This window comes from Arcicella rosea, assembly GCF_014204325.1.
In the GTDB taxonomy this organism is placed as follows: domain Bacteria; phylum Bacteroidota; class Bacteroidia; order Cytophagales; family Spirosomataceae; genus Arcicella; species Arcicella rosea_A.
Map to the genome: position 1 here is coordinate 40,772 of NZ_JACHKT010000025.1, position 24,044 is coordinate 64,815.

Sequence of the window (24,044 nt, forward strand, 5' to 3'; positions counted from 1 at the left end):
CTATTGATAATGAGAATATTCATTTTTTTATTATTCTTTCTCATTTCCTACATTGCTACTGCACAAAAAACTTTTTGGGCTAGCAAGGTAGTTGCTTTTTCTTCTGAATATTATGACGCTAAAACAACCAAAGAGAATCGTGCTATTCAGGCATTAGGAAAACCAAGCAAATTACCGATGGCTGGTACTTCTGCTTGTGCTTGGCAACCGCTCACACAAGATAATCCTCAAGAAGAATTTTTAATTGTAAGTTTTGATACACTTATGTCAATTCAGCAAGTAGCCATTGCCGAAAATTATGGGCAAGGTTGTATTGTACGTGTTGAAGCTTTTGACGAACAAGATAATTTAAAATTGTTATGGACAAACAAAACTGCACCCAGTTTTGAAATGGGTAAAATGTTGAATTTAATCCTTCCAAAACCTACATTATATAAAGTAAGAAGTATAAAATTAGTCCTAAACACTGCAAGAGTAAAAGGTTGGAATCAGATTGATGCCATCGGTATTTCGCAATCTACGACACCAATCAGGGCTACTATAAATCTTGCCAAAAATCTTCCTCCTCAAGTTATCAAAGAAAACCTTGGTTCAAATATTAATTCTCCTTATCGTGAAATTGCTCCGGTGATTTCTCCAGATGGCAAAACTTTATATTTTACTCGTTGGGAGCATCCAGAAAACCTTGGAAAAGATAAAAATCAAGATGTTTGGTATTCAGAATTGCAAAAAGATAACAAATGGGGGATGGCTCGTTCTATGCCTGCACCTATAAACAATACCGAACACAATGCACTTTGTGCAATTTCTCCTGATGGTAAAACGATTTTATTAAATAATGTTTATCTGAAAGATGGAGGAATGTCAACTGGCGTTTCAATTGCTAAAAAGAGTGAAAAAGGTTGGAATTTTCCTGAAGCATTATCAATCAAAAACTTTAAAAATAAATCTGAATTCTCTGAATATAGTTTTTCTGCGAATGGAAGAGTACTCATTCTGACTGGTCAGTTCAAAGAAACACAAGGTGGAAAAGATATTTACTTGTCTTTTTTACAAGCTGATGGAAAATGGTCAGAACCTATCAATGCTGGAAACACGATTAATACTGCCGACGATGAAAGTTCTCCGTTTTTGGCGGCAGATGGCACTACTTTATACTTTTCATCTTATGGTTTTAGTGGTTATGGGAGTAGTGATATTTTTGTGACTCGCCGTTTAGATGATACTTGGATGAAATGGTCGGAACCAGAAAACGTAGGTTCTAGCATTAATACTGCCGATTGGGATGGCTATTTCTCAATTTCAGCTTTAAGTGATTTTGCCTATTATAGTTCCAGAGAAAATGCTATTGGACAAGAAGATATTTTCAAATTCAAAGTGCCAGAATCTATCAAACCAAATGTAGTAGTGCAGTTAACAGGTAATGTGTTTAATATGGTTACCAATAAACCGATTCAGGCAAAAATCAGCGTCCAATCAACTGTTAATAAAGCTGATACCGTTTGTGTAACTTTTGATCCAGAAACAGGTGATTATAAATTAATGCTTCCAGTACAAAAAACTTATACATTAACTGCTTCACAAAAAGGTTTTTTGACGTTTTCAGAACCGTTAGATTTATCAAAAGAAAATTCATTCAAAGAAATTAAGAAGAATATTTATTTAGTTCCGATTGAACCTGGACAGAGAATGACGCTAAATAGTGTGTTTTTTGAACAAAGTAAATATGATATTCTGCCGAACTCATATCCAGAACTTGATAGAATTGTAGCAGTAATGAAAGAAAATGCTACCATGGAAATTATGTTGGAAGGACATACCGACAATCAAGGCGATTGGAATGCCAATTTAACGTTGTCAAAGCAAAGAGTAGAAGAAGTAAAAAAATATTTGGCAAGTAAAGGCGTTGACATGAAGCGAATTCAAACCCAAGGTTATGGTTCTATTAAGCCAGTTTCAAGTAATAATTCGGAAGAAAAAAGGAAACTAAATAGGAGAGTAGAGTTCTTAATCATTAAAAACTAATCTGCTTCATAGTAGTAAACAATGAAATCTTTTTTCGTTAGTATTTCTAATGGGAAAAGATTTTGTATTTTATTGAGGATTTAAAAGATTTTTTACAGACAAGTCGTTAGTATATCTATTTTATTTCTGCAAATTGGTATTGTTTTTGTTTTAGAAAAGGAATAAATAGCTTTTAAATGAAAAGTAAATCATTAGCCATTCTTTTATTATTATATTCTTTTTCATTCAGAATTACAGCCCAACAAGTATTTTGGGCAAGCAAAGTATTGGAATTTTCTTCCGAAAACATCGTTCCTTTCCAATCATCTGCAAACAAAGCCAATCAAATACTCGGCAAGCCCAATGTGCTACCTCAATTCGTAAGGAGTGGTTTAGCTTGGCAACCTGCTTTCAAAACATTAGATAGTCAAGAGTTTATCAAAGTAAGTTTTGATACCACAATCGCCATTCAGCAAATAAGTATAGCCCAAAATTTTGGAGAAGCAACAATCGAAAAAGTCATAGCTTTTGATTCTTTGATACAAACTCATGTACTTTTTCAACAAATAGATTCTTTACAAGCTCCCGAAAAAGGAGAAATGTTCAATATAATACTGTCAGAAAAAACTTCTTTCAAGGTCTTTGGCATTGGCGTATTTATCAGTAAAAGAAAACATAATGAGCAAATTCAGTTGGATGCCATTGGTATTTCAACGCTTGAAAATCCAGTTCAAATCAATATCAATGTTGCTAAAGATGCACCAATAGCAGTAATTCGAGAAAATCTTGGTAAAGGAGTAAATTCAAGACATCAGGAATTTGCCCCAGTGATTTCTAGCGATGGGAATACTTTATATTTTGCTAGAAACTATGTGAGTTTTTTTGGCAAAGAAAAAGATCAGGATGTTTGGTTAAGTAAATTGAATGAAAGTAAAGAATGGACTAAAGCCAAAAATATTGGATTACCAATCAATACCAAAGATAAAAATGCTGTTTTTGCCATTTCTACAGATGGGACAGAAATGTTGTTGATGAATAAATACCATAAAAATGGGAGATTATCATCTGGTATTTCTCGTTCTTTCAAAAATGGAGGAAATTGGACTTTTCCCGAAGAAGTAAAAATCGACAATTATTATAATCAAAGTCAGAATGCAGAGTTTACTTTATCGGTTGATGGAAACATCATGATTATGTCTATTCAACGGAAAAATACAGTTGGGAAAAGAGATTTATATGTTTCTTTCAAAAAAAGTAATAGTACTTGGACAGAACCCAAAAGTCTTGGAAACATAGTCAATAGCATTGAACATGAAATGACTCCCTTCTTAGCTGCAGATACTAAAACATTATATTTTTCTACTCGTGGTTTTCCTGGTTTTGGTGATAATGACGTTTTTAAAAGCCAGCGGTTAGATGATACTTGGACAAACTGGACAGAGCCTGAAAACCTAGGTGAAGCCATCAATACTCCTTATTGGGATGGATATTTTACTTTACCAGCTTCTGGCGAATTTGCTTATGTATGTTCTTATAATGGTAATAATAAGGAGGACATTTATAAATTGACTTTACCTAAAAAAGCTCAGCCTGAACCTGTAGCAATTATTTCAGGAAATGTTTTGACGAGTACTGATAAACAAACAATTGCTAGTACAATTATGATGATTCCAAGAAATGCTAGTTTAAAATCAGAAAAAAAGACGTATGAACCAGCAAATGGAAATTTTAAATTCATTTTGCCTTTACATGAAACAGTAGATTTTGTGGCGGTAGCAAGAGGTTACTTAGGTATCAGTGAAACAATTGATTTGACAAATGTAAAAAGCTATCGAGAAATTAATATAAACTTGTACTTATTACCATTAGAAATTGGAAATAAAGGCATATTAAATAGTTTGACTTTTCAGCAAGGTGATGCCAAATTACAGGCTTCTGCGATGAAAGATTTAGACAGAATCATTCAAGCGATGAATGAATTTCCTGATTTAGAAATTCTATTTGAAGGACATACTGATAATCAAGGAGATTTTCAATTAAACCTTCAATTATCAGAAGACAGAGTAAATGCTGTAAAAAAATACATTACTAGCAAAGGGATTACACCGAATAGAATCACTACAAAAGGCTGGGGACAAACTCGTCCATTAGCTAGTAACGCTACCGAAGAACGTCGTCGGTTGAATAGAAGAGTAGAATTTACAATCACTAAGAAATAGCCTATTTCTTTGGGTAAGGTTTAAAAAGGAGCTACTTTTGTAAGTAGTTGAATGAATAATTACATCTAAACTTTATTCATTTAGGAAGAACATCATATAATAATACAGACTATGATTTTTAAATATATTAGGAATTCCAATATATTTTGGGTTTTATCAGCCTTCACACCAGTTATCTTTTTTTTTAGCATTTTTAATGAGTACGCTATCAATATCCCCTTTTTAGACGATTTCACTTTTTACTCTACTATTTCCACTTTTTACGGAAAATCTGATTTTTGGACAAAAATTGCTTTGTTTTTTGCTCAACACAATGAACATAGAATTTTGTTAGACCGCATTGTCGCAATTATTATATATTTTTTTGAAGGGCATTTAGATTATCGCCTAATGATGCTAATTGGTAATTTATTATTAGTTGGAATTGTAGTTGTTTACTTTGTTATATTCTTTACCCTTAAATTGAAATTCAAGTATTTTGTACCAATCCCATTTTTGGTTTTTCATACTCAATTATTTGAAAATTCCTTTTGGGGAATGGCTGCAATACAAAATTATGGAGTGATTTTATTAGCTTATATTTTGTTTTATCTAATTAGTACTAATAAGCGGCTACATTTTTATTTATCTTTTTTAGTTGCTTTTTTAGCAATTTATTCAAGTGGGAATGGAGTTTTGTGTTTGATTGTCACTTTGATTTTACTACTTCTGCAAAATAGAATTAAATATTTTATTCTATTTAGTATCTATACTTTGATTTTGATTGGTGGATATTTTTATGAATATAATTCTCCTTCAACAAAAGATTATTTAGATGGAATCGTAGTCAAAGATATAATATTTGGTCATTTTGTATTTATAGGATCAATTGCTGACATTTACAATAGTTCTCCACTTAGATATACATTTACAGCTATTGTTGGTTTAACTTTATTTATTGGAGCTTTATTAATTATTTTTAGGTTAATCATTAAAAGCAAATTGTTTTCTTCTACGAAATCGTTGAATAGCACTGAGATTTTTTTATTGGGAGGTGTTTTGTTTGTTTTTTTTACCAGCATCATAGTTGTAGTAACTAGAATTAATTACGGTATGAATTCATTATTAGTTAGTAGGTATAGATTGTATTCAATATTATTTTTTATTAATCTTTACTATTATTTATTATTATATCTTAATGCCAATGTAACTAACAAATTGTTCTATCCACTATTGTTGATGGCTGTTTGTTATAATTTAATAAGTGATTTTCAAAGCTATAATGATGTAGTGAGTTTAAATAAAGCTCGTATATGTGGACTTGCAAATGATATTATGGCAAAAAAGAATGATGGATTAGTTGGCAATATACTTGTGTATAAAAAACCTCCTTTATGGTTTGATCAATCACTAAGTACTTTTAATAAGCCAATAAACAAAGCTCCCATTTGGGAAAAAGATTTCAGTATACATAAATTTTCTGATTTTTTATATTCAATTGAAAATAAAACTGAAGATTTTACAAAAAAGAATTACAATGTGTATTTAATCATGCAATCAGACCAAAAAAAATATATTTTTCCAACAAATCAACGTAGAAATAGTTTGAAAACCTTTTTGAAAACTGGACATTTATGGACTAGAGGATTTATTGGTAATTTTACTAGACGCCAGATTGATGTTGGTAGTTACCAATTAGGCTTATTGATTAAAGAAGAATCTAAAGGACAAACATATTATTTAAACGATTCATTGTTAATCAAGTAAATGGCTAATAAAATAACAAAAGAAACCTATTTTTCGCAATTAGATGGAGTACGCTTTTTAGCAGTAGCTTTAGTGCTAGTAGATCATTGGTTGGCTGAGCGAAACCCATTTCCTCTAGGACATCTTGGTGTAACAATGTTTTTTGTTTTGAGTGGATTTTTGATAACAAGAATTTTGATTCAAAGTAAACTAAAAGATGACAAGTTTGGTAGAAGTCATTGGTTTTCTGTAAAGCAGTTTATCATCCGTCGTAGCATAAGAATTTTTCCCATTTACTTCTTGTCGATTTTTGCTTTGTATTATTTTGATGTTCCCCCCGTTCGTGAAACTCTCGTTTGGTGCCTCACTTACAGTACTAATTTGTACATTGCCATCAATCAGCATTGGATGGGAACAATCGACCACCTTTGGTCTCTAGCTGTTGAAGAACAGTATTATTTAGTTTTTCCTTATTTAATTCTTTTTCTTCCGACTCACAATTATCTGAAATTGTTATGGATAATGATAGCCATTTCAATTGGATTCAGACTTTACTTTTATTTTCATGGAAGTCCGTGGTTAATTCAATATGTATTGATGCCTACTGCACTTGATTGTTTTGGTTTGGGAGGTTTAATGGCTTATTATTTCACTTTTAAGAAGGATGAAGTATTCGCCCAAATTGCAGATACTAAATGGCTAATCATAAGTTTCATCATTTACTGTATTTGTGTAGCTTTGATTATTTTTCAGCAAAAACAAACACAACAAGTTGATAATTTTGGAAAGCTAGTCGTAGAAAGATTTTTGGGTGCATTGTTCTGCTTTTTCCTAATTGCCAAAGCTGTTGCAGGATATTCTGGTTTTGTAAAATGGTTTTTTGAAAACTCGGTTTGTCAATATCTAGGACGTATAAGCTATGGAATTTATTTGTATCATAATTTTGTCTATAATTATTATCATACGCCACAGACAAGTATAGTGTTGAGAGGTCTTCATAAAATTCAAAGAATTATTCCATACTTCACCCTTAATTTAGGCTTTGAATTATTATACTTTCTAATGCTCACCGTAATTCTCGCAAGTTTGTCTTGGTATTGTGTAGAGAAGCCAATTAATCATTTGAAAAAATATTTTACTTATTAATTGATAAAAAATCATCAAAAATGGCTTATTAACAATAAAGTATTAAACTAAAATCGGTTTTGTGCCTAGCTTTAGATATTTTTGTGGTTTGAAAGCTTAGCTTTGTTGATATACTTAGATAAGAGTTGTGTATTGTATGTCAAAGTTGTGAATTTAAAGTGCTGATTTACACTGACTAATTCACAAAAGGAGATTGCCATCCTACTCATTTATATTAGCTTTTTAAATTTTAATTTCTTAATCTAGCTTTACCCCAATAACTGAATGAGTATCAAATTAGCGATTGTCATGCCTGCTTACAATGAACAAGATTGTATGGCTGATGTAGTAAAAATCTGGTCGAATCTTTTAGAAAATGGATTTGCAACAGAAAATACTCGTCTTATTGTAGTGAATGACGGTTCCAAAGATAATACTGGTAAAATTTTAGATGAACTAAAACTTTTCTATCCTAAACTTATTGTTGTTCATCAACCTAATGGAGGCCATGGTAATGCCGTAGTTCATGCCTATCGTAAAGCTGTTGAATTGGAGGCTGAATATATTTTTCAAACAGATTCGGATGATCAGTTTATTCCTGAGGATGTAAAACTACTTTGGGAAAAACGCCACCAATCTAAATTTATTCTAGGTCATAGAGAAGTGCGTCATGACGATCCCTTCAGATTATTAATTACTAGAATTTTAAGATATAGTATGTTTTTTGTTTATGGTACTTTTATCATGGACTCAAATATTCCTTTTAGATTAATTGAAGGTAATTTCTTGAAGAAATTATTAGCTCAATTACCAAATCCAGTGCCATTTGCCCCAAATATTTTTTTAGCAATTATGGCTAAAAAGGCTGGACAAGAATTATTTAATATTCCAATTGTACATAAAGAAAGAGCTACTGGTGAGGTTTCAATCCGTAAAATGAAATTGCTTAAAGTTTGTTGGCAATCGTTCAATGAATTATTAGATTTCCGCCTTACGCTCAATACTAAAATTAAAAACTTGAAATAGAACAGCAGAGAAATTATGAAACAATACGATTTTGTGATAGTTGGTGCTGGATTGTTTGGTGCTGTTTTTGCTCATGAAGCTAATAAGAGAGGCAAAAAATGTCTTGTAATTGATAAAAGAACTCACCTTGGCGGGAATATTTATTGTGAGGAAATAGAAGGCATCAATGTTCATAAATATGGTGCACATATTTTTCATACCAATGATAAAGCTATTTGGGATTATGTAAATTCATTCGTTGAATTTAATCGTTATACTAACTCTCCCTTGGCTAATTTTGAAGGTGAATTGTACAATTTACCTTTCAATATGAATACTTTTTATCAATTATGGAAAGTAAAAACACCGCAAGAGGCTCAAGATAAAATCAACGAACAAGTAGCTGCTTCAGGTATTACTGATCCGCAAAATCTTGAAGAACAAGCAATTTCTTTAGTTGGCACAGATATTTACCATAAATTAATAAAAGGTTATACCGAAAAACAGTGGGGAAGAAAAGCTACCGAACTTCCTGCATTTATCATCAAAAGGCTTCCACTTAGATTTACTTTTGATAACAATTATTTTAACGATAAATATCAAGGTATTCCGATTGGTGGTTATAATAAATTGACTGAAGGTTTATTAAAGGGAATAGAAGTAAAAACTTCAACAGATTTTTTTGCAAATCGTGAAGCATTTCAAGCAATTGCCGATAAAATTGTATTTACGGGTCATATCGACGAGTATTATGATTATTGTTTCGGGAAATTAGAGTACAGAAGTTTACGTTTTGAAAATGAAGTACTCGACCAGGAGAATTACCAAGGAAATGCCGTTGTCAATTATACAGAAGCAGATATTCCTTTCACAAGAATCATTGAACACAAGCACTTTGAATTTGGTAAACAGTCTAAAACCGTAGTCACGAAAGAATATCCATGCGAATGGGATTCAGGTATGGAAGCCTATTATCCAATCAACGATGATAAAAATACGGAAATGTTCAAGCGGTATCGTACCTTGGCTTCTGAGGAAAAGGAAGTGATTTTTGGTGGTCGCTTGGCTGAATATAAATATTATGACATGCACCAAGTGGTGGCTTCTGCTTTAGTGAGAGTGAAATCAATTTTTGGATAATTCTTTGTCCATTAAAATGTTAAAACTATGAAAAATAAGGCAATACTTTTCCTTGCATTAGCCATTTTAGGAATTGCTACTTATCTTTTTTTTCAAAAGAAAAACCCTTATCTAAGCACGCTAAAACGCTTTGTGCCTGATAATACTTTGTTGTTATTAGAAACAAATGAGATGACAGATAATCCTCAATCTCATGTTTTTACTCAGATTCCTTTACTCTCTCGTATTGAAAATCAGTTTTATTTGTTACAGAAAATTGGACTTTCTAAAGAAGAGATTCAAAATTTAATTCAAGATAAAACCTTATATTTTGCCTTACTGCCCGAAGCAAAAGAAGATTTGAATTATATCACTTATTTACCACTAAATCAAAGTGATTCTGCTTTAGTAAATAAAATTAAAAGACTGCAAGAAAATATTTCAGGTAGTCGCATTATTTATCATACTACTCGTGGACAAAGAATTGCTGAAGTAATAGATAGTGCTACCAAATCTGTTTTGTCTTTTTTTATTCAGAATGATATTATCATTTTTAGCTCTTCAAGCATTTTAATTGAAGAAGCTATTTTGCCTAGCGAAAACTCTTGGATTAAAGAAATTGCAGATGAACTTACGCTGCAAAACGATTCTACAATAACAGCTACTCATCTAAACAAACAGGCAATTGCTAGATTTATTAATAAAATTTCGGTTGATAAAAGCAAAATAGCCAAGCAGTTTGTCAATTTACTTTCCGATAATTTCACGGGTTTTCAGTCAGATGAATCTGTTATTAAGGCCTTTGGTGTACTGAAAGATAACAATCTTTTTGAAGGACAAAGTCCTAAAAAACTGGAAGATTTAAGTATGATTCCTAATACTTCTTCATTTTTACTGCACATTCCTTTTGATAATACTACAAAATTTGAAGAAAGTCTTCAACAATATTTCTCTAAAAATAAGGAGTTGAATGTGCTGAGAAATACGGTTAAAGCTGCTTTCAAACTAAATTTTAGTGATATTTATCAAAATCTTGAAGGTGAAATACTTTTTACAGGTTTTGACGAAGGCGATGAAACTTTCAATGGCAAAGCTTTAGTACTTAGAAATAAATTACTTTTCAATATTTTAAAAAACACTTCTGCTGAAGTTTCAAAAGAAGAAAATGCCAATGTTGTAAGTGTTGAATATGGCGGTTATACCATTAAATCTTTAGGAATCAGAGAATTCCCCACAATGCTTTTTGGTGAATATTTTGCTGGCTTTGAAGAATGTTATTTTACAGAATATAAAAATTATTTAATCATCACGAATAGTTTGTCGGCAATGCAGAGCTATTTATTGACAATTAGTAAAGGTGATGTTTGGAGTAATTCTGCTAAAAATCAAGCACTGGTTAAAAAGTGCAAAGCTTCTAATTTAACCTTAATTTCAGAAACGAATCGAGCTTTATTAGGCTTCAAAAAATCTTTAGTAAATGCTTGGGCGAATAGATTTTCTGAGAATGAAAGTCAGCTAAACCGTATTCAAGTAAGTATTTTTGAAATACTTCAGGACAAAACAGAACTTAGCTTATTTAAGAATATTTCTTTGGTAGAATCTTCAAAGAAATATTCAAATAAATGGATAAAACTGGCAAGTATTCAGGTTGATTCTTTGTCAAAACCATTTTACTTTACCAATCCTTTAACCAAAAAGCAAGAAACTTTTGTGCAAGGAACTGATAATCAAATTCATTATGTGAAAGCGGGTAAAAAAGTTTGGTCGTATCAATTGTCTGGAAGAATTGTGGGTGAAATTAAAAATGTTAACGTTTTACCAAATACTCAGCAACAATTGTTGATAGCGAGTGCTAATAAAGTGTATATTCTTAGCAGAAATGCTCAAGGATTTGAGGTAAAAACGATTTCAAATAATACAGGATTAGCCATTCATGATTTTATTGTTTTTGATGCAGAGGATGATAAAAAACAAAATCTGACATTATTTTCTTCTAATTCAGCTTCTTATAAAATTGATAAAACATCGCTTACTTTAAGTTTATATCATAAACCCAAAAATAGTACGCCACACATTTTGCCGATTTCAACTGTTATCATCAAAGGAATTGAATATGCTATTTTATTGGATAAAAAAGGAAAGCTGATTTTGCAAGATGCTAGTGGAAATGTGGCGAGTGGTTTTCCGATTACACTGAATCGTACTTTTAATGCCCCAGCTTTATTGGAAGGTTCAAATGAACGAATTCACATTAAAGTACTCAGTGAAAACGGTGAATTGTTTTCTGTAAATTTATCAGGTAAAATCGTCGAAAAGAAACAATTATTACGTCCGAATTTTGAAAGTAAATTCTTCCTTTGTGCCGATCAACGCAATACAGATTGGGTAATTATGAGAAGTGATGGCAAAGATGTGACAGTCATTGATAAATCAGAAAGAGAAATGTTTACGATTAAAGAGGAAACCTTTGGCGTAAAACGTTTGAAATATTATAATTTGGGTGTTGGAGGAAAGTATTTTGCTTTAACAAACAGCTATACTACTTATCGTTTTTTTGATGAAAATGGAGGTTATGTTGGCGGTATGCCAATAATTTCAAGCTATCATCCAGTACTTACTTATTCAGAATCGTATCAAAAATTAATCATTGACATAACAACGCCTGCTGCTTTAGAAAATTGGTCGGTGAAACTTCGTTAATATGCTTTTTAATTCTATTCATTTTTTAATTTTCTTTATCATTGTTACACTTGGCTATTGGTCTTTGGGTTGGAGTGGTCGCTGGCGATTATTACTTTTTGCGAGTTGCTATTTCTACATGGTTTTTATGCCAATCTATATTTTAATACTCTTTTTTACGATTGTCATTGATTATTTTGCTGGAATTTATATTGAACAATCGAAAGGTTCAAACAGAAAATTATTGCTGATAGTCAGCTTGATTTCTAACATTGGAATTCTAGCGATTTTCAAATATTATAATTTCTTCAATACCAATCTTTCTTATCTTTTACATTTGATTGAGGTCAGAAATCCAGCGCCTTATCTCAAGATTTTATTGCCAATTGGACTTTCTTTCCATACTTTTCAGGCGATGAGTTATACCATTGAAGTATATCGTGGTAATCAAAAAGCAGAACGGCATTTTGGGATTTATGCACTTTATGTAATGTTTTATCCGCAATTGGTTGCTGGGCCTATCGAAAGACCGCAAAATGTAATTCATCAGTTTTATGAAAAACATCAATTCAATTGGGAAAAAACTAAAAGTGGATTGATGATGATGGCTTGGGGTTTATTTAAGAAAGTAGTCATTGCTGATAGACTGGCGATGGTTGTAGATTCGGCTTATAACAATCCCTCCGAAAAAAATGGATTGTCACTTTTAGTAGCTACTTTTTTCTATACTTTTCAGATTTACTGTGACTTTTCTGGTTACTCAGAAATTGCTCTGGGTTCGGCTAGAGTGATGGGTTTTGAATTGATGGAAAATTTTAAAAGTCCTTATTTTTCTAAATCCATTTCTGAATTTTGGCGTAGATGGCACATTTCACTTTCTACTTGGTTTCGTGACTATTTGTATATCCCGATTGGCGGAAATAGAGTAGCCGAATGGCGAAGATATTTTAACCAATTTATTGTTTTTATGATTAGTGGGTTGTGGCATGGTGCTCAGTGGACTTTCGTGATTTGGGGGTCTTTGCATGGTTTTTACTTGATTATCGCATCCGCTAGAAATAAGTATTTTCCAAAGTTGATTTTGCCAGACAATACTTTAGGAAAAACGATTAATCTAATTTCAACTTTTGTATTGGTGATGTTGGCTTGGGTGTTTTTCAGAGCAAAAGATACTAGAGATGCTTTATTGATTTTGAAAAAAATATCACTCTTTTCAGTAAATGATTCGTTAGAATCTCCATTGAATAATATCGAAATACTGTTTTCATTAGGATTGATTGGATTATTATTATGGAAGGAATTGAAATGTTTTTACATCAACACCGAAAGTAATGCTAGATTTTACAGTTTAATCTCTCTGTTGATGATTTTAGTCTATTTCTTTGGAGTATTCAATACCAATAATTTTATCTATTTTCAATTTTAAATGGGCTTTCGGAAATCGGATTGCAGCTTTCGGATGTCAGACTTCTGATGATATAAATAAAAATAAAATCTTGCATCCCCAAACCAACAACTGAGGACTGAATACATAGCTTTAAAACCAAAACCCGAAAGCTGAAATCCGATTTCCGAAAGCCTAATTAATATAGTTATGTTAAAAAGTGCATTAAAATATATTGTATTACTTGTTGCCATTTTCTTGTGGTTGCAAGCTTACTTTCCTGTTATTTACTTCAATACAAAATTGTTTCCAGACGATTACCGTTTTGGAGATTTATATCGACTTTCTTATTTACCTCAGTTTAAAGAACGAACTACTAATTGTCATGAAGAAGGAAAGTCATTGGCAAATGATACTTCTAAGGTGAATTTGTATATTATTGGTGATAGTTTTGCCGAAGAAGCGAGAGTCAATAAAACCGATTTTAATGCTAGTAAATACCTTTACACACATTGGGCAAACGAAGCAAATATTCAATTAGACAGTACAAAAAGAAATATTTTAATTTTAGAATCGGTAGAAAGAGCAGCGAAAGAACATCTTTCAGAAGATGTTGATAATTTTAGCATTGAAAAACCAGTAATAAATACAGAGAATACTAACCTTAGTTTTCGTAAAAAAATAGTTCGTGGATGGGAAAAAATGAGTTCCGTGTTATTTCCTCCAGGAACTGAAGAACGACTAGAACATACGCTTTTCAATTACGATATTTTCCTTTGGTTTAGAGAATTAAAAGCAAAAATGAATTTAATTTTATTCGACAGAATTGAAACAAAAGTGATTCTATCAAAAGATAAACAGCATTTATATTACATGGAAGAAGCCGACAGTACGCATGGACGCTCAGCTTTTTTTCCTGTTACAGATGCACTGATTGACACTTTTGTTACTCATGCGAATCGAAGTAGAGCAAAGTATTTAAAAGCAGGTTTCGATGAAGTTTATTTATCAATTATTCCGAATAAAGTAAGTGTACAGTCGCCCGATTTGGGGAAATATAATCATTTGATTGAGCGAATTCAAAATCATTCAGCTTTGGAAGTTCCTGTGATTGATACTTATACTATCTTCAAAAAGTCACCTGAAAAGTATTATTTAAAAAGTGATACGCATTGGAATTGTACAGGAAGAAATGTTTGGTTAGATATTATCAATCAGCAGATTATCGTAGAAAATAATCTAAAAAAATAAAGAGCCAAACTTTAGTCTGACTCCTATTTAGCGGTTATTAAAGTGGTTATAGCAATTACAATAAAGTAATAAAGCTTTTGATAACGGCTCCTAATCGAACGGCATCAAATATACGCTGTTCGGTAGCACCATGAGATTTTACGGATGCTTCGTGTGAAGTAACACACATTTCGCAACCATTAATCGCTGAAATGACCAAGCTCAATAATTCAAAGAATTCTTTACCAAGCACAGGATTCATCATGATTGACATCCTAACGCCCGCAGGAATATTGTTATAAGATTCTTTATCCATAAAATGGCGGAAACGATACAATACATTGTTTGCATTCATCAAAGACACACAAGAAGCAACTTCCAAAAGTTCTTTTTCTTCAGCTCCTTTGCTTTTTGCAAGCTCTTCCAATGCGGTAATCAAAGTACTTGATTTTTCGTTGATAGCCACAGAAAGTGCTAACAAGATTGCTTCTTTTTCTTTCAAAGTTTGTGCTTTTAAAGCATTAGAAACATTGATTTTAAGATCTTTGATATAACGGTGGTCGGCTGTGTTTAAGCGATCAAGGAATAGACTTTCAAATGTTGAAGGAAGATTTACTTCAGCCAACAAATTATTTTTAGTTTCACTAACTGTTCCGAACATGATTTTTATTTGAAGGGATGAAAATTAAGAGGCTTTAATCAATAAAGCCTCTTAATCAGGAAATTAAGCTGATAAAGTTTCTTCGCCTTGTTTCCAGTTACAAGGACAAAGTTCGTCTGTTTGAAGTGCATCCAAAACTCTTAATACTTCGTCAACGTTACGGCCAACAGATAAATCGTTAGCACATACCCAACGGATAATTCCTTGTGGGTCAACAATATAAGTAACACGGTAAGCGATTTTTTCGTTTGCTTCTAAAATTCCTAATTCTTCTGCTAAAGATTTAGAAGTATCAGCTAACATTGGGAATTTTAATCCACGAAGATCATCGTGATTATTTCTCCAAGCCAAGTGAACAAATTCTGAGTCAGTAGAAGCTCCAACTAAATAAGCATCACGGTCAGAGAAATCATCGTATTTTGCATTGAAAGCAGCAATTTCTGTAGGACAAACAAAAGTAAAATCTTTTGGCCACCAGAACATTACTAACCATTTGTCAGCATTTTTGTGATCTTCTGAAGTAATATCGTGAAACTCTTTTCCTTTTTCAAGAGAAACTACAGCAGTTTTTTGGAATGTTGGAAATGTTGAACCTAATGATAACATCGTTTTGTTGTTTTACTGTTTAAATTAAATATTGAAATTGTACAATTTTTAGTTCTTTTAGAAAGAAATAAAGTATTTCTGTATTTGAAAAGTAATATTTTATTTTCTACTACAAAGTTGCTCACTAATCTCTTTGTAAACAAATTGATAATATTGATATTTACATAGAGATTCCTTATAACTTCTTTTAATAACATGACTATTACTCAATTAGAATATGTAATTGCTGTTGAAAATCATCGAAATTTTGTGCAAGCTGCCGACAGTTGTTTTGTGACTCAACCTACTTTGAGTATGCAAATTCAAAAACTAGAGGATGAACTTGGCGTAAAAATATTTGACAGAAGCAGACAACCTGTTGTAACCACTCAAATTGGTTTAGAAATTATTCAACAGGCACGCATTACCATTGCTGAATTTTATAAAATCAAAGATGCTGTAAATTCTGGAAAACATGATGTAACTGGCGAAGTTCGTTTGGGCGTTATTCCTACTATTGCCCCTTATTTGTTGCCACTTTTTCTGGCTAGTTTTCTTGAAAAATATCCAAATGTTGAACTGAAAATCAAAGAGTTGACAACCGACAGAATTGTTCACGGTTTAAAAAATGATGATTTCGATTTGGGATTAATTGCAACGCCACTTCAACAACCAAATATTGTGGAATATCCAATTTTTTATGAAGAATTAGTGTTGTATGTGTCTAAAGAAAATGCGATTTATCAAAAAAAATATGCAATTTCGGAAGATATTAATCCAAAGGAATTATGGCTTTTAGAGGAAGGACATTGTTTGCGTTCGCAAATTGAAAATCTTTGTGAATTAAAACGAAAGTCTATCGGAAGAAATCAATTTGAATATCAGGCTGGAAGTTTAGAAACACTTCGAAAAATGGTTGAAAGAAATCAAGGAATTACCATTTTACCAGAATTGGCTACGATGGATTTTGATGAAGATAGATTAAACTTAATTCGACACTTCAAATCGCCAGCTCCTGTAAGAGAAGTAAGTTTAGTCGCTCACAAAAATTTTGCAAAAATGGGTATTTTAAAAGCGTTGAAAGAAAGTATTCTTGAAGCAATCCCTAAAGAATTAACAGTTGAAAAGAAAAGAAATATAATTGAAGTTGCTTAGATTTAAGACTTTAGGACTTTAAGACTTTAAGACTTTAAGACTTTAAGACTTTAGGACTTTAAGACTTTAGGACTTTAGGACTTTAGGACTTTAGGACTTTAGGACTTTAGGACTAATTTTTTAAAAAGCAAGGTACTTATTTATACATATAATTTGCGATTTTTTGTCATTAATTTTGCTATTTTTAGTTTTCAACTTCTACAAATTCATCGTGTAAAATAACTTTTAAAATTGTCAATCTGGAAATCTTTTAATCTTAAAGTCCTTTAGTCTTAAAATCCTAAAGTCGCCAAAATCAATAAACTAAAAACAATGAAATCTATCCTCACACTATGCTTGATACTCCAAAGTTTTTTTGGATTTTCACAGCTATTCCAACCTAAAAAAACTTATACTCGTCAAGACACACTTCGTGGGAGTATCACTCCTGAAAGAGCTTGGTGGAATTTACAGTATTATCATCTTAGCGTTAAAGTTCAACCCAATGATAGCACTATTTCTGGTAATAATTTAATTACTTATAAAGTATTGAAGCCAGCACAAACGATACAAATTGATTTGCAAAATCCTATGCAAATCACCAAAGTTGAGCAAGACGGACAAGCTTTAAAATATAAAAGAGATGGTAATGCCTTTTTTGTTGAACTTCAAAAAAAACAAGTCGTTGGCAAAACAGAATCTATCAAAGTATTTTATGAAGGAAAGCCAAGAATTGCTCGTCGTCCGCCTTGGGATGGTGGTTTTTCTTGGAAAAAAGATTCAGAAGGGAATTGGTTTATCACTACTTCCTGCCAAGGTTTGGGAGCAAGCGTTTGGTGGCCTTGTAAAGACCACATGTACGACGAAGCCGACAGTATGCTCATTTCCATTACTGTTCCCAAAAAACTGCAAGATATTTCAAATGGCAGATTGTTGAGAGTAATTGATAATCCAGATGATACTCGTACTTTCGATTGGTTTGTTTCAAATCCTATCAATAATTACGGTGTAAATATCAATATCGGTAATTATGTACATTTCTCAGAAAAGTATAAAGGTTTAAGAGGAGATTTAGATTGTAATTATTACGTTTTGCCAGAAGATTTAGAGAAAGCCAAAGTACAATTCAAACAAGTACCACTAATGCTTAAAGCTTTTGAACATTGGTTTGGTCCTTATCCATTTTATGAAGACGGATACAAATTAGTTCAAGTATCATATTTGGGAATGGAACACCAAAGTTCAGTTACCTATGGCAATAAATTTGCCAATGGTTATTTAGGGAGAGATTTGTCTGGAACAGGTTGGGGATTGAAATGGGATTTTATCATCATTCACGAGTCAGGTCATGAATGGTTTGCTAATAATATTACCGACAAAGACATTGCCGACATGTGGATTCATGAAAGTTTTACCAATTATTCTGAAAGTCTTTTCACGGAATATCATTTTGGAAAAGAAGCAGGAGCGGCTTATGTAAGAGGATGTAGAAAACTAATTGGTAATCAAGAACCCATTATCGGCGATTATGGAGTGAATGAAAGTGGTTCTGGCGATATGTATTACAAAGGCGGTAATATGTTGCATACTATTCGTCAGATTATTGATAATGATGAAAAATGGAGACAAATTTTGGTTGGACTCAATAAAGACTTTTATCATCAAACTGTTGATACAAAGCAAATTGAAAGTTACATCAGTAAAAAAGCAGGAATTAATTTAAGTAAAGTATTCGACCAATATCTCAGAAACACTAAAATTCCAACCTTGGAGTATAAAGTAGAAAATGGTGAAATTACTTATCGCTGGACGACTTGTATTGATGGTTTCAACATGCCAATAAAGATTGAAAATGCCAAAGGGAAATATCAATTCATTGAACCAAGTACAGAATGGAAAAGCTTAAAAAGGCTTAATGAGCTAAAAGTTGATGAGAATTTCTATGTAAATGTGAAAAAAATATAAATAATTTAATTTCATTTATCAAAATTTAAAATTTGTATTCATTAACATTATTCTAATTTAATATAACTGTTAAATGTAGTTCTTACTTTTGAAAAAATATTCTTTGTTACTACAATATGGATAATAAAATAGTTATTTCTGTACTAATGTCGGTATTTAATACCGATTTTGTATTGGTAAAAAGGGCGATAGATTCTGTACTTAATCAAGATTTTCAAGATTTTGAACTCATTATTATTGATGATGGGAGTAATAACAATATACATTACCAAGTGCTTGATTATGCAAAACAACATGAAGATAAAGTAGTTTACCTACGCCATAAAAATAGTGGGCAGTCAAATGCTATCAACAGAGGAATATCATATAGTCGAGGTGAATATATTACTATTCTGGATGCAGACGACGAATATAAGTTAAATCATTTACAGGCTTGTTTAAGAGAAATAAAAGGTAATGACTTAATCGCCTCTACCACGAAAACAATAGTAGATAACGATAATGATTATTATGTACCTGATAAATACGATCTTAATAGAATTATTCATGTAGATGATTGTATTTTGTTTGCAACACTTTTCGGAAAAAAGGAGGTATTTATCAATTTAAAATTTCAAAATGTTTATTCAGCAGATTCTTATTTTTACGAGAGTGCGGCCCAAAAATATGCAGTAAAAAAAGTAGATTTAAGAACCTATATCTATTACAGAAACATTCCGACTAGTTTCTGTTCAACTCTGAAGAATAAAATCAATGTCGTTAGCTAATCCCTTTCTAAGCTATCCAGATATTACTACTAAAGAGTTAATATTTGGTTGTCATATAACTGGAATTTTTGATGTAAATCGTAATAATACGTTGCAAGATGATGATTTTGGCTTGGTAGAAAAATGGTCAACATCTATAAAAAATCTAAATTTAAAAGCTATTTTATTTCATAATAACTTTTCAGAAAAAACTCAAAAAACTTTTGAAAGTGACCACTTAGCTTTTGTTGAAATTAAGTACGATACACGATTTAATCCAAACGTATTTCGCTATTTTGTTTACTTAGAATTCTTAAAAATACATTCAAAAGTTATAGAAAAAATTTTTGTAACAGATGTTTCAGATGTGGTAGCAGTAAAAAACCCTTTCAAAGAAAAGTTATTGCTAACAAACCCTGATACAATTTTTTGTGGTGATGAGCCTAAGTTACTCGAAAACGATTGGATGATTGAGCATGCTAGTCACTTACGGAGTAAAATACCCAGCTATTGCTTATATGAAAGTACATTTAAAGACGCTATTCTTCTAAATTGTGGTATAATTGGTGGAAATATTAAAGTTATGTTTCCATTTTTAAATAAGCTTTGGCATATACACGAAACTTATAATCATGATAATAAAACTGCATTCACAGGAGATATGGGGGCTTTTAATTATCTTATAAGAACCGAATTCAATTCAAATTTAATTCATGGAGAACCTGTCAATACTGTATTTAAAATGTTTGAAGAACTTAGACAAGATTGTTGGTTTAGGCATAAATAGCTGTTTCTAAAACCGTGGATAAGTTGGTATTTAGATATTACTGTATTATTAAAAATGCCTTTGTTCATTACGAACAAAGGCATTTTTAATAAACTTATTTTAAAACTAGTTCCCTACAACAAACACAGCATTACCAAATAACAACTTACCATTTTGCCAGAAACCTCTGAAAATTGGGTCGTTGGCTAAGTAAACGATTTGTCCACGACCTAAATCTTGTGTGCCAAAAATCAATGAATTTTTAAGTTTATCTTGTGCTTTTGTACCAGCATAACCTGCTACTAAATCTTTGGTTTTAGTTACACCAACATTCCAGCCATCAGCAAGATATTGGAAGTCGGATGTTTCAAGTACTAAGCTGTAATATGTTTTGTCGTAGCCAAAAGCTAAAGGATGAGTATTATCCATCGAAAGTTTATAAATACTTCCGGGTGTTTCTTCCGAAACTGATTCTCTTTCAGCATTAGCATAAACTTTTAGTTTTGCTGCTTCATTTTCCTTTTCTTTATCTTTCTTCTTGTCTTCTTCTTTATGCTTTAATTCAAAACCATCTTTGCCTGCCAACGCATTTAATGCACCTTGAACTGCTATTAATTTACCACCAGCACGAACCCAATCTTTTACTTTAGCAAGGGTTTTATCATCTAAAATTTTGTTGTAACGACCATCTACTAAAATCAAGACATTAAATTTTGATAAATCAACTGTTCCTAAAGTATTCTCGCCAATGATGGTAGTTGGATATTCAATTTGCTTATCAAAGAAATGCCAAGTACCACCAAAAGAAGTTGGAGAAACGCCATCACCTGAAACAATTGCTACTTTTGGAGCATCCAAATAAGCTACATTGTCAGAACCAAAGTCTGAACCTTTTGTTGACATTCCTGTAGAAACAGCGTAAAGATTTACTTGTAATCTTTCTGCTTCTGCTTGCACAATTTTATCGAATGAATCTCCCAAACGTTCATTTCCAGAACGAGTAATTACAAGCGTTCCTTCATTGTAAGTTTGATTTTCAATTTCAAAAGGTTTGGCTGCTGAACGTACTTTAATACCTTTTTTCAACAAAGAAGCTAATAATTTCAATTCGCTGAAAGCTTGCCATTTTACCAAATAAGCATAAGGTTTTTCAACTTTAGCAGCGGCTGGTGTAAATTGTGGTTTTGGTGCTGGAGTAATTTTATCTTTTACCGCAAAAGCACTTAGTCCGTAAGCATAAGGCAACGACCATGAAGTAATATCATAGGTTACAGAATCTTCTACCATCGTTTTTGGTTCTAATAAAATCTTCAAGAAAGTAGAACGTGGTTGGAAAAGGTTAATGACAATATCGTCTGGGTCGATACTAAAACCTACATTTTTATCATCTTGATAACTATAACCAGCAGCTACTAAACCTTTGCCAGCAATTCCATATTGAAAGTTTTCACGGTCAAGGAAACTTAAAAACTCACGGGTTCTACTTTCATTACCTTTTGTTTTGAAAACAAACGATTTGTATTGCCCAACTGGATTTTTCTGTGCGTTGTCAAAGAACTTAATGAATTCTGTTACTGCTTTATCAGCATTAGCAGAAACGGCTTCTAAACAAGCAAAAGAAGTACTGAAGTGATGGTCAATTCTTTGCTTCAATGTAAGTGTGTCGCCATCTCTTTTAGTGATTCCTAAACCACCTCTTCCGCCACCACCTTGTTCGTAAGTCATACCAAAAGCACCGTTGTAAGTTGGATAAGTATCGCCATAAGATGGATACAATAAATCAAAACGTTCTTTAGAGAAATACAACCAACCATTTTTATCAAAATCACGTTTGTTATAGTCACCAAGAATTTTCTGGAATTCTCTCTGCCAACCAGTAATATCTTCATGATATGGTTTTGCAGAAGGAGCGAAGTAATATGGGTTTTCAACACCTTGTTCATGAAAATCGGCATGAAGATGTGGCATCCATTGACGATACATTGTTAGTCTTTCTTGCGATTCTTTTTGTGTTTGCCAAGCCCAGTCACGGTTCAAATCAAATAAATAATGATTGAAACGTCCACCCGGCCAAGGTTCAGCGTGTTCAATCGCCGCAGGATTTGGATTATAAACCGCACCTACTTTTTGATTATAAAAGTTTACATAACGGTCGTATCCATCTGGATTAATACTTGGGTCAAGAATCACTACAGTATTTGCCAAAATCGCTTTTGAACGCTCGTTAGAAGCATTCATCAATTCGTATAAAGTAAAAGGAGCAGTACTTGTTCCACATGATTCATTTCCATGAACATTGTAACTCAACCAAGCAATAGCGGGTTGTTTTTTAGTTGGTTTTCCTTCTAATAAACCAATTGATTTTAAATTATTGGTTCTGATTTCCTCTAATTGAGCAAAATTTTCTGGTGAAGCCAAGATGGCAATCATCAATGGGCGACCTTCGTTGGTTGAACCATATTGAATTAATTTTACTTGGTTTGGGTTCTGACGAGCCACATATTCGTAATAACTTACTACTTGGTGATGTCTGAGGAAGCGTTCGCCTTTTTTGAAGTTCAGGAATTCTTCAGGAGATTGTAGTTTACTTTGTGCTGATGCACAGATACTTAACAGCAAAAATACGTGAAGTAATAGATTTTTGAGCATGATATTAAGGTTTGATGAATGGATTCAAACCAAAAATAGAAAGAAAAAGCTTCCTAAAAAATCAAATATCCTTTTTTTCACAACAAGATTTAAGCGGTACTGGGTCATGACCGCTACCGCCCCAAGGATGGCAAGAAGCAAACCGTTTCATTCCTAAACGAAAACCTTTCCAAAATCCCCAAATCTGAATGGCTTCTATCATATACTGTGAACAAGTAGGCGTATAACGACAAGCATTCGGAAAATATGGCGAAATAATTCCTTGATATATGCGTACTAAAACGATAAGGATTTTACTGGGAAGGTTGGTCATTGTTGTATTCTTTTATCAAAGGTAACAAGCTCTAGTAAAATAATTATCAGCGATTTGAAAATCATTAAAATGTTGGTTTGATGTTGGTAGGTGGCGTCATACTTTCACGATTTGTTGCTTGCCAAACAAAACCCAAAACGAACTTGAAAAACTGGGCAGAAAATTTAGAATATAGTGAAGAAAACGTGTATTATCCAAAGACGGTTGAAGAAGTACAAGAAATTGTAAAGAAATGCGATAGCCTAAAAGCATTGGGTTCTCGCCATTCATTCAATATAATTGCTGATAGTGAAGAAAATCAAATTTCACTGAGAGATTTTGATAAAGTAGTTTCGCTTGATAAAAAAGCCAATACTGTTACCGTAGAAGGAGGCATTAAATACGGAGAATTAGCCCCTTATTTAGAAGAAAACGGTTATGAACTTCATAATTTAGCATCCTTGGCACATATTTTTATGGTGGGTGCTTTTGCTACTGCTACACATGGTTCTGGTGTGAAAAATGGAAATTTATCAACGGCTGTTGTTGCTTTTGAATTTGTCAATGCTGCTGGTGAGCTGGTAAATTCCAAAATGAATTCTTGAAGAAAAATATTTTCAATGGCTAAAGGGGAAACTCATAAAACCACAATGATTTTTTCTAAAAATTTGTGGTTTTATGAGTTTAAGTATAAAATGAATTCAATGTACGGTTAAATATTTGTTTACCGTATGATGAATTTTTTTAGGCTGTTTT

Annotated in this window: 18 protein-coding genes; 14 read left to right on the forward strand and 4 right to left on the reverse strand. The window is 32.2% G+C overall.

Annotation, left to right across the window (positions count from 1 at the left end):
* The first annotated feature begins 9 nt into the window (after positions 1-9).
* The 9 genes from HNP25_RS15700 to HNP25_RS15740 all read left to right on the forward strand — a co-directional run bounded on the left by HNP25_RS15700 (position 10) and on the right by HNP25_RS15740 (position 14,511).
* Positions 10-2,025 carry an OmpA family protein gene (locus HNP25_RS15700; RefSeq protein ID WP_184135619.1) on the forward strand — a complete coding sequence of 672 codons (2,016 nt, stop codon included), beginning with the start codon at positions 10-12 and terminating at the stop codon, positions 2,023-2,025.
* 176 nt (positions 2,026-2,201) lie between these two features.
* Positions 2,202-4,223 (forward strand): OmpA family protein, encoded by a 2,022-nt coding sequence (locus HNP25_RS15705; protein WP_184135621.1) that lies wholly within the window; start codon positions 2,202-2,204, stop codon positions 4,221-4,223.
* Positions 4,224-4,334: 111 nt separating this feature from the next.
* On the forward strand, positions 4,335-5,969 hold the full coding sequence (locus HNP25_RS15710) for a hypothetical protein (RefSeq protein ID WP_184135623.1): 1,635 nt from the start codon (positions 4,335-4,337) through the stop codon (positions 5,967-5,969).
* The gene (locus tag HNP25_RS15715; RefSeq protein WP_184135625.1) at positions 5,970-7,094 is read left to right on the forward strand and encodes an acyltransferase family protein; all 1,125 of its coding nucleotides are present in this window, start codon (positions 5,970-5,972) and stop codon (positions 7,092-7,094) included.
* Positions 7,095-7,358: 264 nt separating this feature from the next.
* A complete protein-coding gene (locus tag HNP25_RS15720) occupies positions 7,359-8,099 on the forward strand; it encodes a glycosyltransferase family 2 protein (RefSeq protein WP_184135626.1) in 741 nt (246 codons plus the stop codon).
* Between the two features lie 15 nt (positions 8,100-8,114).
* Positions 8,115-9,218: a UDP-galactopyranose mutase gene (glf, locus tag HNP25_RS15725; protein WP_184135628.1), complete on the forward strand. Its 1,104-nt coding sequence runs from the start codon at positions 8,115-8,117 to the stop codon at positions 9,216-9,218.
* 27 nt (positions 9,219-9,245) lie between these two features.
* A complete protein-coding gene (locus tag HNP25_RS15730; RefSeq protein WP_184135629.1) occupies positions 9,246-11,897 on the forward strand; it encodes a hypothetical protein in 2,652 nt (883 codons plus the stop codon).
* Between the two features lies 1 nt (position 11,898).
* A complete protein-coding gene (locus HNP25_RS15735) occupies positions 11,899-13,302 on the forward strand; it encodes an MBOAT family O-acyltransferase (RefSeq protein WP_184135631.1) in 1,404 nt (467 codons plus the stop codon).
* A gap of 168 nt (positions 13,303-13,470) precedes the next feature.
* Complete coding sequence (locus HNP25_RS15740) at positions 13,471-14,511, forward strand: alginate O-acetyltransferase AlgX-related protein (protein WP_184135632.1); 1,041 nt, start codon at positions 13,471-13,473, stop codon at positions 14,509-14,511.
* A 55-nt stretch (positions 14,512-14,566) separates the two neighbouring features.
* On the opposite strand, the gene HNP25_RS15745 is transcribed toward HNP25_RS15740, so the two are convergent.
* Positions 14,567-15,151 carry a carboxymuconolactone decarboxylase family protein gene (locus tag HNP25_RS15745; protein ID WP_184135634.1) on the reverse strand — a complete coding sequence of 195 codons (585 nt, stop codon included), beginning with the start codon at positions 15,149-15,151 and terminating at the stop codon, positions 14,567-14,569.
* Positions 15,152-15,214: 63 nt separating this feature from the next.
* Positions 15,215-15,757: a peroxiredoxin gene (locus tag HNP25_RS15750; RefSeq protein WP_184135635.1), complete on the reverse strand. Its 543-nt coding sequence runs from the start codon at positions 15,755-15,757 to the stop codon at positions 15,215-15,217.
* 195 nt (positions 15,758-15,952) lie between these two features.
* Between HNP25_RS15750 and HNP25_RS15755 the strand changes: the two genes are divergently transcribed.
* The 4 genes from HNP25_RS15755 (at position 15,953) to HNP25_RS15770 (ending at position 20,368) form a co-directional block, all read left to right on the forward strand.
* The gene (locus HNP25_RS15755) at positions 15,953-16,891 is read left to right on the forward strand and encodes a hydrogen peroxide-inducible genes activator (protein WP_184135637.1); all 939 of its coding nucleotides are present in this window, start codon (positions 15,953-15,955) and stop codon (positions 16,889-16,891) included.
* 312 nt (positions 16,892-17,203) lie between these two features.
* A complete protein-coding gene (locus HNP25_RS15760) occupies positions 17,204-18,835 on the forward strand; it encodes a M1 family metallopeptidase (RefSeq protein WP_184135639.1) in 1,632 nt (543 codons plus the stop codon).
* Positions 18,836-18,981: 146 nt separating this feature from the next.
* Positions 18,982-19,602 (forward strand): glycosyltransferase family 2 protein, encoded by a 621-nt coding sequence (locus HNP25_RS15765; RefSeq protein ID WP_229202888.1) that lies wholly within the window; start codon positions 18,982-18,984, stop codon positions 19,600-19,602.
* A complete protein-coding gene (locus HNP25_RS15770; RefSeq protein ID WP_184135642.1) occupies positions 19,589-20,368 on the forward strand; it encodes a hypothetical protein in 780 nt (259 codons plus the stop codon). Before HNP25_RS15765 ends, HNP25_RS15770 begins: the two co-directional genes overlap by 14 nt.
* A 105-nt stretch (positions 20,369-20,473) precedes the next feature.
* Here HNP25_RS15770 and HNP25_RS15775 read toward each other — a convergent pair whose 3' ends face one another.
* Both HNP25_RS15775 and yidD read right to left on the reverse strand, forming a co-directional pair.
* The gene (locus HNP25_RS15775; protein ID WP_184135644.1) at positions 20,474-22,996 is read right to left on the reverse strand and encodes a M14 family metallopeptidase; all 2,523 of its coding nucleotides are present in this window, start codon (positions 22,994-22,996) and stop codon (positions 20,474-20,476) included.
* A gap of 61 nt (positions 22,997-23,057) precedes the next feature.
* Positions 23,058-23,309, reverse strand: a complete 252-nt coding sequence (gene yidD / locus HNP25_RS15780) for a membrane protein insertion efficiency factor YidD (protein WP_184135646.1) — start codon at positions 23,307-23,309, stop codon at positions 23,058-23,060.
* 80 nt (positions 23,310-23,389) lie between these two features.
* Here yidD and HNP25_RS15785 point away from each other — a divergent pair, with 80 nt between their 5' ends.
* Entirely contained in the window at positions 23,390-23,893 is a 504-nt protein-coding gene (locus HNP25_RS15785) for an FAD-binding protein (protein WP_184135647.1), read from the forward strand.
* Positions 23,894-24,044 lie beyond the last annotated feature (151 nt).